Raw genomic sequence first — 13,928 nt, 5'->3', positions numbered from 1 at the left:
TTTACTTTTTTGTTTATTTTAAAAAATAAAGGCGGAAAGAGAAATGGCACTTTTCGGAACAAACGGTGTCCGCGGAATTGTAAATGAGGATTTAACCCCTGAAACCGCGCTCAATTTGGCGCGCAGTTTAGCTGCTTTTTTATGGAGTCAGAAAAATGAAACGGACCGGCGAACGGCACCGGTTGTGATTCTCGGAACGGACACGCGTATTTCAGGAATAATGTTAAAATCCGCCGCCGCGGCAGGCTTAATGGCAAGCGGCGTCACAGTCATTGATGTCGGCACAGTCCCGACGCCGTCTCTTCAATATTATGTTAAAAACCGTCCGGAAGCCGACGCAGGAATTGTCATTACGGCCTCCCACAATCCGCGCGAATATAACGGCTTGAAATTAATCGCTTGTGACGGAACCGAATTTTCAAGAGAATCTGAAAAAGTCGTTGAAGAAATTTACAATTCTAAAAAATTTATCGCTGCCGAGTGGTCAAAAACCGGCGAAATTTACGTTGAAAACAATTGCAATGAAGAATATTTAACCGGCATTTTAGCAATCATTGACAGAAAAGCCATTGAAAAGAAAGGCTTTAAAGTTGTTACCGACACCGGAAACGGCGCAGGCTCACTGACAATGCCTCTGCTGATGAGCCGCTTGGGCTGCCGCGTGCTGGCACTCGGTGCGCAGCCGGACGGCACTTTCCCGTGGCGCAATCCGGAACCGCTGCCGGATGCGTTGCAAGAAGCTGCAACCGTGATGCGCGAATCAGACTTTGATCTCGGAATCGCACAGGACGGCGATGCTGACCGTGCGGTTTTCATTGACGAAAACGGGGATTTCATTGATGATGAAATCATGCTCGCGGCGGTTGAAAAATATATCCTTCATAAAGAAAAAGGACCGGTTGTCACAACCGTCAGCACGTCTCAGCGTTTTACGGATATTGCAAAAGACGAAGAAGTTGATATTTATTACACGCCTGTCGGATCCATTGATGTCGGCCGGAAAATGGTGGATGTCGGCGCCGTTTACGGCGGCGAGGGCAACGGCGGCATTATTTACCCGCGCCATCAGGTTTGCCGTGACGGTGCAATGGCGGCGGCGCTTGTCTTGGAAATGCTGGCGCATACCGGCATGAAAGCATCTGAAATTAAGGATGCCGTTCCGACTTATTTTAATGAAAAAATCAAAATCCGTATCCCTGATAAAAATTTAAAGAAAGCGATGGCGGAAATAACGGACAAAATCATTGCTGACCGGAATAAATTGGATTATTCAGAAGCTGAGCGGATTGACGGTTTGAAATTATGGTTTGCCAACGGCTGGCTTTTAATTCGCCCGTCGGGAACCGAGCCGATAATTCGGGTAACGGCCGAAGCAAAAAGCGAAGAAGACGCTTTAAAATATTTGGAAATCGGCAAAAAATATGTTAATGAAATGATTTAAAAGAATCATTTTATGAAATTTTTTGAATATAGAATTCTTCAAGCTGTTCTTTTGTAAAATGACATTTAATTAAACCGTCGAATTGATCATTTTCCAGCTGCAGCTGTTTAATCATAGAAAATAAAACCGGACCGGAATATTCCGTAATTCCGTGGCTGATAAAAGTTTGAGCAATTGATTTCCGGTCTTTGTTTTGCCAAATATAGTATTTATGATGCGTTTTTTTGTAAGCTTTAAATCCTTTTTTTAAGAGAGCCGATTCGATTTCCCTTGTTTTATATGTTTTTGAGAGCATTCAATCTCCTCCAAATATTCTTTTAAAATATTCTTAAGCTGAATGCTTTCAGGCGCCAGATTTCTTTCATCATCTAAAACATATTCTTCCCACAAGAAGAACAAGTGCCGTTCAATATCTTGAATTGCTGTTTTCAAATTATCTGAAAAAGAAAAAATGTTGAAAGTAGAATTTTCAACGAGATATAACCCGTTTTCAAATTTGAGATTCAGTTTAAGAGGATGACGTAATGTCAGGGAGGAGACAGAGTCAATAAATTCCGTCAAGTGATAGACCGCCGTATTTGATTGACCGGTCTCGAGAAATGTACGGCTGATTTCATCAATCATGGCGGAATCGGATAGAAGCGGATACGATTCGGATGTTTCTGTAACCATTGTAAATCACCTTCGGAATTTCAATAAAACTAATTGAATCGGAAGTATTTATAGGAAATTAAATTATTTGACAATAAATTATACGAATTCAAATAAAAATGAAAAAAGAAAACAAAAAAGAAAAAGAAAAAGAAAAGAAAGACGTTTAGAAAGTATCTAATTCGCCTTTTGAAACCATTTCGGTAATTTTCTTTGTGTTGGAAAGCCATTCGTCTGTGATGCCTTCCGCTTCTTTTCTCATGGAATCGAATTTAACGCCGTCTTTGACGCTGATTTGAACGCTTGCGACGAGCGGTTTGTCAATCGGATGACCGATTTGAGACAACAGTTTAACGTAAACATCATCAATGCCGTCAAGTTCGGTTGCGATTTGTCTTGCGATTTGCGTTGACATCAAGTTATAGATTTTTCCGATGTGATTGATCGGGTTTTTGCCGCTTGTCGCTTCCATGCTCATCGGACGGTTCGGCGTAATCAAGCCGTTGCAGCGGTTGCCGCGGCCGACAGATCCGTCGTCGCCCATTTCAGCAGATGTGCCGGTGACGGTTAAGAAAACGGATTCTTTTTCAATTTGGTCGGCCGTGTTGATAAAAACATTAACGTTTCGTGTGGTGTGCTTTGTCACCAAATCTTTGACATAGTCTTCCAATTGTTCTTTATAGCTGAGATAAGCACCGATGTCATCGACGTATTTGTCAACCATACCGCAGCAAATTGTAAGCGAGATATCCTCACCGCTGCGAAGACCCATCACTTTAATGTCTTCGCCGATGGCTTTGAGTCCTTTCTTCTTTTTCAGATCTTCAATCAAAGAACGCTCAGTATTGTAAACAATGGTTTCGAGTTCTGAAAACGGCGCGTGACCGACACCAAAAGATGTATCGTTTGCCATCGGAACATATCCTTCGCGGCCGAAAACATCGGAGAGATCGGAAGAGCCGCGGCCGAATTTACAATCCAAAATGACATCGGAATCCAGGTCCAGATTCGGAATTGTGTTCTTCAGATAATTGCGGGCGGTTTTTAAACCGAGTGTATCGGTTGCGATATCGACATCGCCGAATGATTTTGTGGCGCGGCCGACGAGTAAAATATAAATCGGATGAACAACCTGACCGCCGCCGAATTTCGGGATAGAATGACCGGCTGCGATTTGTGTTTCATCGGTGTTGTGGTGAAGAATAACACCGCATTTGTCAATGTATTCTTTGCAGAAAGCGCGGCTGACAGCCTCGGCAAGTCCGTCGGCGATACTGTCCGGATGACCGATGCCTTTACGCTCGACCAGCTCGATCTGCTGCTTTTCAATAGGCGTTTCCAGATATTGTTCAACGCAAATATTTCTTTGACTCATGTAAACTGTTTCCTTTTTTATTGTTGTAAGCCTAAACCGTTTTTTAATTAATTTAAGCCTCAATCGTTTTTAGATAAAGTCTGCTTTTGCTTCTATTTTCCCAAAAATCAGACGTTTTTAGATAGGATAGATTGTAAAATAAGGAATGAAACTTACGTGAAAGTAGTATATAATTGTTACACCGCGATATAACTGACAGTAATAGAAGCTCATGAGATTCGGTAATAATCAGCCGTTTTTAAACAAAATTATTTGAAATGAAAACAAACGAATTTGACAAAAATTCAAAAGAAACAAAAATCAAACTCAAAATAAAATCTAAAAAACGATTCAAAAAACAATTAAAAAATCAATTTAAACAATTTAAACAAATTAAACAAATCAATTCAAACAATTACCTTAAACAAATCAACTCAAACAAATCAATTCAACCCAATAAAATCGAAAATTATCGGACAGATGATTGTAAACAAAGTTTTTATAAACACAATGTGTTCAATACGGCTATATTAACTTAAAAATTAACTTAAAAATGAATAAAATTTAATCAAATAATAAGGAAAATAAAATGATTCGAATTGCAATTCCGAATAAAGGCCGTCTCCACGAGCCGACATTGGCATTGTTTAAGGATGCCGGTTTGCCCGTTTACGGCGGCGGACACGAAAGCCGCCAACTCATCTCCAAAACAACCGATCCGGAAATTACGTTTATTTTTGCGCGTGCCGCCGACATCCCGCTTTATGTGGAAGAAGGAACGGCAGACATAGGAATTACCGGCCTGGATTTGGTAACGGAAAGAAAAGCGGATGTCGAATGCCTCATTGACCTCAAATACGGTAGTTCACGTTTGATTTTGGCGATTCCCGAAACTTCCGAGATCCAAAAACCGGAAGAGCTCAGCGGAAAACGCGTCGCAACAGAATTTCCGGAAATTACAAAACAGTATTTCGAATTCAATAAAATCAAAGATGTTGAAGTGATTCAAGTCAGCGGCGCCTGCGAAATGACACCGCACATCGGTGTTGCCGAAGCGATTGTTGATATCACGAGTTCCGGAACAACTATGATGATTAACAAACTCAAAGCGATTGATGTTGTTTTTGATTCGAAGGTTTTCTTAATCGCCAACAAAAAAAGTTTGGCCGCCCAGGAAAAAATCAAAGATGTTGAAATGGCATTGGAAAGCGTTCTTTTGGCCAAAACCAAAAGATACATTATGATGAATGTCCCGGCCGCTTCGTTAAAAGATGTCGAAAAAGTCATTCCCGGAATGAACGGACCGACGGTCATGGAAGTTCAGGGTGCTGAGCCGATGTTTGCCGTTCATGCAGTTGTTGATGCCGATACGATTTTTGCAATTGTCCGAAAGTTGAAAATTCTCGGTGCAAGAGACATTTTGGTTTTGCCGGTTGAACGATTGATTCCGTGAGCGGAAAATGATTTTGTGAATGAAAGAGTGTAAATATGTCATTTCAGATTATTCCGGCTGTTGATATGAAAGGCGGCAAATGCGTTCAGCTTGTTCAGGGAATTCCCGGCAGCGAAATGGTTTCTTTGGACGACCCTGCCGCAACAGCACTTAACTGGGTTGCCCGCGGCGCGAAAACGCTTCACTTAATTGATTTGGACGGCGCTTTTGAAGGTAAACGCAAAAACGGCGCAATCATTGAAAACATCATTGAACGCGCAAAACCGCTCGGCATTGAGATTCAAATCGGCGGCGGCATTCGATCCTATGAAGATGCCGAAACGCTGCTTTCCGCCGGTGCCGACCGCGTCATTTTGACGACAGCCGCGATGAAAAATCCGCAAATTGTAAAAGATTTATCTGAAAGTTTCGGAAAACAAGCCGTGATTGTCGGGTTGGACGCTAAAAACGGAAAAATCGCACTTGAGGGCTGGACGAAACTCTCCGACAAAGGTCCGACCGATGTCGCCAAGCAGTTTGAAGATTTGGGCGCGGGCTACATCCTGTTTACAAATATCGACACGGAAGGATTGCTCAAAGGAGTCGATATCAAACCGACCAAAGATTTGATTGATTCCGTGAATATTCCGGTGATTGCGTCAGGCGGCGTGACGGCAACGGATGATTTGCTGAAATTGCGGGATGCCGGCGCATACGGCGCGGTTGTCGGCAGCGCGCTTTATACGGATAAATTCACATTGGAAGAAGCAATTGCGGTTTTGAAAAAATAAATGAAAAATAAAATAATAAATAATAGAAACGGCAATTTGTACATTGTATACGAATTATAAGTTTAAAATAATCAGGAAGAAGAACGATGTCACAATCCAGAAAAGCTTCTGTTTCCAGAAAAACCAAAGAAACGGATATTACGATTGAAATCAATTTAGACGGCAGCGGCAAGTCCGCAATCGACACGGGCATCGGCTTTTTTGACCACATGCTTGACGCGTTTTCGCGCCACTCCGGCTTTGATTTGACTGTTAAAGCTGTCGGCGACCTGCATGTAGACGGCCACCACGTTGTGGAAGACACCGGAATTGTTCTCGGACAAGCGATGGCAGACGCGCTCGGTGACAAACGCGGCATCGCCCGATTTGGTGAAGCGCGCATTCCGATGGACGAAGCACTCGCGGAAGTTGCCGTTGATATCAGCGGCCGCAGCTTTTTGGTGATGAACGCGGACTTTTATTCCCCCGTCATCGGCACATACAGCACCCAGATGACGAAACACTTCTTTGAATCGTTTGTCTCCGCCGCCGGCATCAATATGAACATGAAAGCGGAAGGCGACAACGACCACCACAAAACAGAAGCGTTGTTTAAGGCGTTCGCGTACGCCATGAAAAGAGCAGCCGTTATTGAAGGACAGGAAATTAAGAGCACAAAAGGCGTGCTTTAATTTCTTTTAATTTTATCGTTTTGATGGAACGGATTTCTTTTTTTATTTTGTATTTTATGTTGTTTTTCATTTTCTTTTTAATTTTGTTTGTTCATTTTACAAAAAATGAGCCATAATCATAATAATTCATCAGAATTATTCATTTTTAATTATCATGACTTCGAACACACCTTGTTTTTTAAAATCGTAATGAGGAATCTAAATTATTATGATTGGGAGTTATATCATGATTTAGCGTGATATTTTTCATCAAAAAGATTTATATTCTACTTCAAATCAGTTTAAATTATGTCAAGAGAAAAGCGAATTATCCCCTGTCTTGATCTTCTTCTGGATGAGAAAGGCGGCAGAGTTGTCAAAGGCATTGAGTTTGAAGAACTTGTCGATGCCGGAGATCCGGTCGAATTTGCAAAGAAATACGAAGCGCAAGGCGCGGACGAAATTGTCTTTTTAGATATTACAGCCTCTGTTCAAGGCAGAGAAACGATTTTAGATGTGATCAAAAGAGCGGCAGCGGCCATCACGATTCCGTTCACAATCGGCGGCGGCATTTCAACCCTTGAAATCGCTCAAAAGAATTTAGACGCAGGCGCGACAAAAGTGTCAATCAACACAGCCGGTGTCAAAAATCCAGAATTTATTTCAAAAGCAATTGAAGAATTCGGCGCCGACAGAATTGTTATCGCTGTTGACTGTAAAAGAAATCCGGACATCAGTGTCGAAGGCGTGAATATTTTTGAAGAAAACGGACAAAAATTCTGGTACGAAGTCGTCATTATGGGCGGCAACGAAGGCACCGGAATGGACACCGTTGAATGGGCAAAACAAATCGAAGCGCTCGGCGCATACGAAATCCTTTTGACCAGCAAAGACCGCGACGGAACAAAAGACGGATATGACCTCCCGATCACACGCGCTGTTGCCGAAGCCGTTTCAATCCCCGTCATCGCATCAGGCGGCGTCGGAACAATTGAGCACATGGTCGAGGGTGTCCTTGAAGGCGATGCTGACGCTGTGTTGGCAGCCAGCGTTTTCCACTTTGATGTTTATACCGTCGGCGACGTCAAAGAAGAATTCCGCAAGAGAGGAATTCCGGTTAAATCTTAAATTCACTCTTTTTACTTTGATTCAAATCGGCAGTTAAACGCTGCCGATTAGGTTTTATTTTTCATACAAAATCATCTTTCATGAGATGAGATTCTTTATCTGTTTTACGAAATTCGTTTTTTAATCATCTTTTTAAAGCAGAAAATCATATGTCAAAGACATATGAATGAAAAATCGTCAACTGACACTTTTAAAAAATTAAGCGAACGGGCAGAGTTATGCGCGGCGCATTTAAAAACGGCAAATACTGTTCATCTTGTTTCTCATATTGACGCTGACGGCATTACATCGGCTGCAATCATGTCTCTCGCATTTGAACGCGCAGGAATTAACTATACAGCGGAATATGTCAAAAAACTCGATGAAAGGATTATGGAACGCCTTTTAGAAGAAAAGCATGAACTGATCGTTTTTACCGACCTCGGAAGCGCGATGCCGGATTTTATTGTTGACAATCAAATGAATGTCGTCATTGCTGATCATCATCAACCGAGCGGTCGCCCGGAAAATATCGCAACCGATTCCGAAACATTTCCGTATCACATAAATCCGCATTTGTTCGGCGGAAACGGCGGTTTTGAAATCAGCGGGTCGGGCGTATCTTATATTTTGGCAAACGCGCTCGGCGACAATAAAGATTTGGCCGGCTTGGCGGTTGTCGGCGCCATCGGCGATATGCAAAACCGCAAATACGGAAAATTGGTCACGCTGAATAAAGAAATATTGGAACAAGGCGTTGACGCAGGCGTTTTAATGAATGCGCCGGATTTATCTCTTTTCGGGAAACAGACCCGCCCGATTTATAAAATGCTTCAATATTCCTCCGAGCCGTATCTGCCGGGATTGACAGGCGAAGAAGAAGCATGCATTCGTTTTCTTCAAAACGCAGGCGTCGGCTATGACCAGCGTGACGGCGCAAAGCTGTGGATTGAGCTGTCCCGAGAAGAACGGACAAAAGTGATTTCCGCGCTCATGAAATTCTGTCAGGACCGCGGCTTCCCGACACATCGTGTTGAAGAGCTGATTCGCGAATGCTACACGCTGCTCACGGAAAAAGAAGGAACGGAAATGAGAGACGCATCTGAATTTTCAACGCTTTTAAACGCGACGGGACGATATGATAAAGCGGACATTGGGGTTCGCGTCTGTATGGGAGATCGGGAAGAAGCACTCGCAGAAGCCCGAACACTGCTTTCGGAACACCGGAAAAATCTGGTCAACGGTTTGAATTTTGTTAAGGAAAACGGTGTGACGCAGCTGGAATATATTCAATATTTCTATTCGGGCGAAGAAATCAAAGAAACCATTGTCGGGATTATTGCCGGTATGGCAACGTCACTCGACGGCGTTGACCGCAAAAAACCGATTATCGGCATGGCCGACTCAGAAGACGGCATTAAAATATCCTCGCGCGGCACGCAGGAGTTGATTCGCCGCGGATTGAATTTGTCCCGAGCAATGAGCGATGTCACGGAAATGGTTGGCGGCGCGGGCGGCGGGCATGATATTGCTGCCGGCGGAACGGTCCCTCCCGAAAGAGCGACAGAATTCATAGAATTGTTAGATAAGTATATCGGCGCGCAACTGACCGCTAAAAAATGAAAAAACAGCTGCTGTCAAGCAGCGCATCAGTTGTTTGAGCGGCGGTCGATGACCGACCTTGAAGCAGATCTTGTACCGGATTTTCTTGTACTTGTGTTATCATTCAATTGATAAGCGTCATAAATGTTCCACAACCAGAACAAAAACGCCGCCACGATGAAGAAAAGCGGCATCACAAACGGAACATACAAAACCCAACCAATAGCTACCAACACTGTGATTACAGCAAATATAAGCAAACTGCGCAAGAAATGCCCTGAGTAGAATTGCCCCATTCCCGGAATAATTGAAGAAAGGACAACAGCAATGACTTGGTTTGCCATAATTAATAATTAATCGTTATAGTTTATGTATGTTTCGGAAAATGGCAGCTGCAGATGAAAATATAAAAAGAAAAACGAGAATAAAAAAGATTTAAAGAAATTATTTTAAATTTCTTTAATTTTTCATTGTTTAGGTTTTTTGAGCTAATGTGTAAGCGTCATACATATTCCACAGCCAAAACAGAAGCGGGAACAAAAGGGGAATAATGAATACACTTAAAGCGACAGATATAACGCTGACAATGATTGTTGCAATAAAAACCATCAGTCCTCTTAAAAAACTGCCGCAATAAAACTGACCGAGCCCGGGTATGAAAAACGATAAAATAACCGCAAGTATTGAGTTTGCCATACAGAACCTACAGTTTTTTGTTATATGACTCTTGCTGTCCCCCTTACTTCGAAATAAATTAATAAAGAGTTAATAAAAACACAAACGTTAAAGGTTTTTATACCATTTCTTCATTCATCAGTTAATAAAATCAGACATATAAAAGAGGTGCAAACATCGGAAACTATTTGACGACCGGATGCAAGCCCATTGATGACCTGCTTGGCGGCGGCATTGAATGCGGCATTGTCACGCAAGTATACGGCGAGCCCGGCTCAGGTAAGACAAATTTGTGCCTTCAAGTCGCGATTGAATGTTCGAAATCCGGCAAAAAAGTCATTTATATTGACACGGAAGGTCTTTCTTTTGATCGTTTTTCACAAATTGCCGGCGAAAAATCAAAAGAAACGGCGCAAAATATTTTGATTTACGAGCCGATGAGTTTTGATGAACAATACACTGCCATCTGCGAGGTTGAAAAAATATCGAGCGAAAATATCGGCTTGATTATTGTCGATTCGGCAACTTCTTTTTACCGCTACGAATTGGATGACGAGGATTCAGGAATTCAAAGCCGGCGGGAACTGGCAAATCAAATCGGTTTTCTTCAGGGCATCGCAAGAAAAACGGGGATCGCTGTTTTAATTACAAACCAGATTTTCAGCGATGTCGAAAATAACGGCGGCGTGCGCCCGATCGGCGGCCGCGGGATTGAACATATTTCAAAAACAATTTTAAAACTGGACCGCGTCGGAACAGGCGAGAGAAGCGCGAAAATCATGAAGCACAGATGCCGCCCCGAAGGCGATATGTGCTACTTTACAATCACTTCAGACGGATTGAAGTAACGGTGGGAAATATTAATTTTAAATTATCAAAAAAGGCGAAAATATGAGAACGATTGAATGGAACGATTCGAATTCTACCATAAAAATGATTGATCAAACGCTCCTCCCCGGCGAATTGAAATTCATTGAATGCAAAAATACAGCCGAGGTTTGCGAGGCGATTCAAAATTTAAGAATTCGAGGCGCACCGGCACTCGGCGTTTGCGGCGCATTCGGCGTTGCATTGGCGGCACAGCTGAGCAGCGCGGACACTGTTGAAGGCATCATTAAAGATATGAAAGCGGCCGGCGAAGCAATCAAAAAAACACGTCCGACAGCCATTAATTTAGCATGGGGCGTAGACCGCGTTCTTCAAATCGCCGAAGAAGAAGGAATGGACCCGCACCTGGTGAAAAATATCGCTTTGGAAGAAGCCAAAAATATGGCTGACGAAGATGTCGCAATCAATAAAAAAATCGGCAAAAACGGCGCGAAACTGCTTCGTGACGGCGATGTCGTGCTGACACACTGCAACGCCGGCAGAATGGCATGCGTTGACTGGGGAACAGCACTTGGCGTGATCCGCTCAGCAGTTGCCGACGGCAAGAAGATTACTGTGCTGGCCTGCGAGACGCGCCCGCTCAACCAGGGCAGCCGCATTACCGCGTGGGAGCTGCAGCAGGATAAGATTCCCGTTCAAGTCATTACCGACTCAACAGCCGGGTTTTTGATGAGCGAAGGCGTCATTAACAAAGTTATCGTCGGTGCCGACAGAATCACGCAGGAATTCGTTTACAATAAAATCGGCACGTATACACATTCCGTTTTGGCGAAAGAACACAATATTCCGTTTTACGTGGCGGCGCCGGTTTCAACATTGGACCCCGACAGCTGGGAGGAAAATGTTCAAATCGAAAGGCGTTCGGAAAATGAACTCAGATATATCGGTTCATGCAAAGACCAAAATGTTCCAAACGGCGTCCCGATTCTGAATTTAGCATTTGATAAAACGCCGATGGAAAATGTATCGGCAATTATTACCGAAAACGGCGTGTTTTCTCCGCCGATTTTAATTGATGAAATCATCCTCGGATGAGCAAAACCGATGAAAAAACCAATTGGAAATAATTATTTGAAATAGAAGAAAAAGATAAATGTTTATATAAGAACAGACGCTCTATGTTGTATTCTTGATTTACGACGTAAATTTAAAAATTAATAAGGAAAGATCTTTTTATGGCGAAACAAAAGGGAAACGGACTTCAGTCTTCCGCAGGATTGATGAGATATTTTGATGCGGACAAAAAAGCAATTACATTCAAACCGATTTATGTTTTAATTGCAGGCATCATTATCGGTCTTGCTGTTTTATTGATTTCATACTTCTACGGCACATGGCCGCTTACTCTTTAATTGAAAATGAATCAATTCATTTTCACATTAATTTTTTAATTTTCAAAAAATCTCATTTTTAAAAAATCAAATACAATAAGCATACATGCTTTAAAAATGGAAAAATGAAATGGTAAAACAGGGTGAAGAAGAGTGAGGATGAAATAGATTATAAAAAAGGAATGAAATAAAAAAATAAAATCAAAGTGAAAACAAATAAACAAAGTAAAATCAAAATGAAAATAATAAACAAAGTAAAATCAAAATGAAAATAATAAACGAAGTAAAACCAAAATAAAAACAAAAAAGAGAACTGATTAAAGAAAATCTTTAATCAATTTCACAATTTTCATTGGTGTCCAAAAGCCGGAGAACTTCATTTCGAATGGCGTTTTCTTCCGGGCGCGTTCTGTCTCTCGGGCGCGGAATAGAAACTTCGATGATCTTTTTAATCGTTCCCGGGCGTTTGGATAAAATAACAATTCGATCGGAGAGGAAAACGGCTTCGTCAACGCTGTGAGTCACGAAAATAATTGTTCTTTTCTCTTCCTGCCAAATGCGGAGAAGCTCATTTTGAAGATTGTTTCGGGTTTGAGCGTCAAGCGCGCCGAACGGCTCGTCCATTAATATGATTTCAGGCTCATTGGCAAGCGCTCGGGCGATTGCGACGCGCTGTTTCATGCCGCCGGAAAGTTCATACGGGTAACTGTTCTTGAATTCGGACAAACCGACCAAATTCAAATAAGTCATGGCTTTGGCTTCCGCTTCGTCTTTTGAAAAATTCTGCATGAGCGGCCCGAACATCACATTTCCGAGAACGGTTTTCCACGGGAAAAGTGAATATTCCTGAAAAACCATGCCGCGCTTGGGACCGGGACCGGTAATCAGTTCACCGTCCAAAGTCGCCGTCCCGCTTGAATAGGTTTCAAGTCCTGCGATGATGCGCAAAAGCGTTGTTTTGCCGCAGCCGGACGGACCTAAAATGGTCACGAACTCGCCGTTTTTGACAGACAAATTGATGTCTTTTAATGCCAAAAATTCATTACTGCCTTTTTTGAATTCCTTGGATAAATTCTCAATAATTAAATCGCCCATTTAGACCACCGTTCCTTTTTGCCACTTCAAGACACGATTCTGAATGAAATATCTGAACAGGAAGTCGAGCAGCAAGCCGATAAATCCTAAAATCAGCATGTAAACAACGACATAATCCATTGCCTGGATGCCGTAGTAGAACCAGATTTTATAACCGATGCCGGAGTCGCTGACACCAAACATTTCAGACGCAGCCAAACACATCCAGCCGACACCCATTGCGGTTTTGATACCGGAAAGAATCATCGGAGACGCTGCCGGAATCGCCACATTTTTAATCAGCTTGATGCTGGAAACGCTGCCGAGAACCTTTGCCGCTTCCACATATATTTTCGGGATGTTTTTAAAACCCGAATAGGTATTAATGATAATCGGAAAAACCATTCCCATAAAAATGATAAAACCGGCAGCCTGATGCGTTAGTTTGAGCCAGATAATGGCAAACGGAATCCAAGCGAGCGGCGGAATCGGTCTGAAAATTTCAACAATCGGGTTGAGTGCTTTGTCCAAAACCGGGAACCAACCCATTAACATACCGATCGGGATGCCGATAATAAGCGCAAAAGCAAACCCGATAATAAAGTGGTATAAACTGATTGCCACGTCATTAAAGAAAAAGCTGCTTTGAATGACGCTGAAAAAAGCAGATAAAACGCTTGAAAAGCGGGGCAAATAAAATGAATTATTAACAATAATGGCCAGCAATTCCCATAAAATTGCGAATGCCGCCAGCGATAAAGCCCCTATAACAATTTTTTGTACATTCTGGGATTCCATGCCGATTATAAATGAGTTCATTGTTTATAACCTCATTGTTTTTATAATGATGAAAAAAAGGCATGCGCCCTCAAGTCTTTAAATCTTCGAAAAAAGAAAACAATCTTGATTCATTTTTGGATTCATATTTGGAT

15 protein-coding genes are annotated in these 13,928 nt (G+C 42.3%); 9 read left to right on the top strand and 6 right to left on the bottom strand.

What is annotated here, in order from left to right; translation table 11 throughout:
- Positions 1–43: 43 nt before the first annotated feature.
- Positions 44–1,441, top strand: coding sequence for a phosphoglucosamine mutase (gene glmM / locus C7391_RS07525; protein ID WP_133517939.1), 1,398 nt, complete (start codon positions 44–46; stop codon positions 1,439–1,441).
- Between the two features lie 246 nt (positions 1,442–1,687).
- Here glmM and C7391_RS07520 read toward each other — a convergent pair whose 3' ends face one another.
- Together C7391_RS07520 and C7391_RS07515 are read right to left on the bottom strand one after the other, a co-directional pair.
- On the bottom strand, positions 1,688–2,113 hold the full coding sequence (locus C7391_RS07520; protein WP_133517938.1) for a hypothetical protein: 426 nt from the start codon (positions 2,111–2,113) through the stop codon (positions 1,688–1,690).
- 145 nt (positions 2,114–2,258) lie between these two features.
- Entirely contained in the window at positions 2,259–3,467 is a 1,209-nt protein-coding gene (locus C7391_RS07515; protein ID WP_133517937.1) for a methionine adenosyltransferase, read from the bottom strand.
- Positions 3,468–4,035: 568 nt separating this feature from the next.
- Between C7391_RS07515 and hisG the strand changes: the two genes are divergently transcribed.
- The 5 genes from hisG to C7391_RS07490 all read left to right on the top strand — a co-directional run bounded on the left by hisG (position 4,036) and on the right by C7391_RS07490 (position 9,049).
- Positions 4,036–4,899 carry an ATP phosphoribosyltransferase gene (hisG, locus tag C7391_RS07510; protein WP_133517936.1) on the top strand — a complete coding sequence of 288 codons (864 nt, stop codon included), beginning with the start codon at positions 4,036–4,038 and terminating at the stop codon, positions 4,897–4,899.
- Between the two features lie 35 nt (positions 4,900–4,934).
- Positions 4,935–5,669 (top strand): 1-(5-phosphoribosyl)-5-[(5-phosphoribosylamino)methylideneamino]imidazole-4-carboxamide isomerase, encoded by a 735-nt coding sequence (hisA, locus tag C7391_RS07505; RefSeq protein ID WP_133517935.1) that lies wholly within the window; start codon positions 4,935–4,937, stop codon positions 5,667–5,669.
- Between the two features lie 86 nt (positions 5,670–5,755).
- On the top strand, positions 5,756–6,340 hold the full coding sequence (gene hisB, locus C7391_RS07500) for an imidazoleglycerol-phosphate dehydratase HisB (RefSeq protein ID WP_133517934.1): 585 nt from the start codon (positions 5,756–5,758) through the stop codon (positions 6,338–6,340).
- 288 nt (positions 6,341–6,628) lie between these two features.
- A complete protein-coding gene (gene hisF, locus C7391_RS07495; RefSeq protein WP_133517933.1) occupies positions 6,629–7,447 on the top strand; it encodes an imidazole glycerol phosphate synthase subunit HisF in 819 nt (272 codons plus the stop codon).
- A gap of 162 nt (positions 7,448–7,609) precedes the next feature.
- On the top strand, positions 7,610–9,049 hold the full coding sequence (locus C7391_RS07490; RefSeq protein ID WP_133517932.1) for a DHHA1 domain-containing protein: 1,440 nt from the start codon (positions 7,610–7,612) through the stop codon (positions 9,047–9,049).
- Positions 9,050–9,075: 26 nt separating this feature from the next.
- Here C7391_RS07490 and C7391_RS07485 read toward each other — a convergent pair whose 3' ends face one another.
- Together C7391_RS07485 and C7391_RS07480 are read right to left on the bottom strand one after the other, a co-directional pair.
- On the bottom strand, positions 9,076–9,372 hold the full coding sequence (locus C7391_RS07485; RefSeq protein WP_133517931.1) for a hypothetical protein: 297 nt from the start codon (positions 9,370–9,372) through the stop codon (positions 9,076–9,078).
- A gap of 130 nt (positions 9,373–9,502) precedes the next feature.
- Positions 9,503–9,724, bottom strand: coding sequence for a hypothetical protein (locus C7391_RS07480; protein ID WP_133517930.1), 222 nt, complete (start codon positions 9,722–9,724; stop codon positions 9,503–9,505).
- Between the two features lie 167 nt (positions 9,725–9,891).
- Between C7391_RS07480 and radB the strand changes: the two genes are divergently transcribed.
- From radB to C7391_RS07465, 3 genes are all read left to right on the top strand, one after another.
- On the top strand, positions 9,892–10,551 hold the full coding sequence (radB, locus tag C7391_RS07475; RefSeq protein WP_223610959.1) for a DNA repair and recombination protein RadB: 660 nt from the start codon (positions 9,892–9,894) through the stop codon (positions 10,549–10,551).
- 43 nt (positions 10,552–10,594) lie between these two features.
- Positions 10,595–11,626, top strand: coding sequence for an S-methyl-5-thioribose-1-phosphate isomerase (locus tag C7391_RS07470; RefSeq protein ID WP_133517928.1), 1,032 nt, complete (start codon positions 10,595–10,597; stop codon positions 11,624–11,626).
- 140 nt (positions 11,627–11,766) lie between these two features.
- Positions 11,767–11,943 carry a preprotein translocase subunit Sec61beta gene (locus tag C7391_RS07465; protein WP_133517927.1) on the top strand — a complete coding sequence of 59 codons (177 nt, stop codon included), beginning with the start codon at positions 11,767–11,769 and terminating at the stop codon, positions 11,941–11,943.
- 309 nt (positions 11,944–12,252) lie between these two features.
- Here the strand turns inward: C7391_RS07465 and C7391_RS07460 are convergent, their stop codons facing one another.
- Both C7391_RS07460 and C7391_RS07455 read right to left on the bottom strand, forming a co-directional pair.
- Positions 12,253–13,017 (bottom strand): ABC transporter ATP-binding protein, encoded by a 765-nt coding sequence (locus C7391_RS07460; protein WP_133517926.1) that lies wholly within the window; start codon positions 13,015–13,017, stop codon positions 12,253–12,255.
- Positions 13,018–13,815 (bottom strand): ABC transporter permease, encoded by a 798-nt coding sequence (locus C7391_RS07455; RefSeq protein WP_223610961.1) that lies wholly within the window; start codon positions 13,813–13,815, stop codon positions 13,018–13,020. It abuts the gene before it with no gap.
- Positions 13,816–13,928: the final 113 nt, after the last annotated feature.

It is taken from the genome of Methanimicrococcus blatticola (genome assembly GCF_004363215.1).
In the GTDB taxonomy this organism is placed as follows: Archaea; Halobacteriota; Methanosarcinia; order Methanosarcinales; family Methanosarcinaceae; genus Methanimicrococcus; species Methanimicrococcus blatticola.
This window is presented reverse-complemented; position numbering and strand designations above follow the sequence as displayed.

Coding starts and splice junctions, on each gene's coding strand:
- glmM (WP_133517939.1), top strand. CDS start 44: ATGGCACTTTTCGGAACAAACGGTGTCCGCGGAATTGTAAATGAGGAT.
- C7391_RS07520 (WP_133517938.1), bottom strand. CDS start 2,113: ATGGTTACAGAAACATCCGAATCGTATCCGCTTCTATCCGATTCCGCC.
- C7391_RS07515 (WP_133517937.1), bottom strand. CDS start 3,467: ATGAGTCAAAGAAATATTTGCGTTGAACAATATCTGGAAACGCCTATT.
- hisG (WP_133517936.1), top strand. CDS start 4,036: ATGATTCGAATTGCAATTCCGAATAAAGGCCGTCTCCACGAGCCGACA.
- hisA (WP_133517935.1), top strand. CDS start 4,935: ATGTCATTTCAGATTATTCCGGCTGTTGATATGAAAGGCGGCAAATGC.
- hisB (WP_133517934.1), top strand. CDS start 5,756: ATGTCACAATCCAGAAAAGCTTCTGTTTCCAGAAAAACCAAAGAAACG.
- hisF (WP_133517933.1), top strand. CDS start 6,629: ATGTCAAGAGAAAAGCGAATTATCCCCTGTCTTGATCTTCTTCTGGAT.
- C7391_RS07490 (WP_133517932.1), top strand. CDS start 7,610: ATGAATGAAAAATCGTCAACTGACACTTTTAAAAAATTAAGCGAACGG.
- C7391_RS07485 (WP_133517931.1), bottom strand. CDS start 9,372: ATGGCAAACCAAGTCATTGCTGTTGTCCTTTCTTCAATTATTCCGGGA.
- C7391_RS07480 (WP_133517930.1), bottom strand. CDS start 9,724: ATGGCAAACTCAATACTTGCGGTTATTTTATCGTTTTTCATACCCGGG.
- C7391_RS07470 (WP_133517928.1), top strand. CDS start 10,595: ATGAGAACGATTGAATGGAACGATTCGAATTCTACCATAAAAATGATT.
- C7391_RS07465 (WP_133517927.1), top strand. CDS start 11,767: ATGGCGAAACAAAAGGGAAACGGACTTCAGTCTTCCGCAGGATTGATG.
- C7391_RS07460 (WP_133517926.1), bottom strand. CDS start 13,017: ATGGGCGATTTAATTATTGAGAATTTATCCAAGGAATTCAAAAAAGGC.
- C7391_RS07455 (WP_223610961.1), bottom strand. CDS start 13,815: ATGAACTCATTTATAATCGGCATGGAATCCCAGAATGTACAAAAAATT.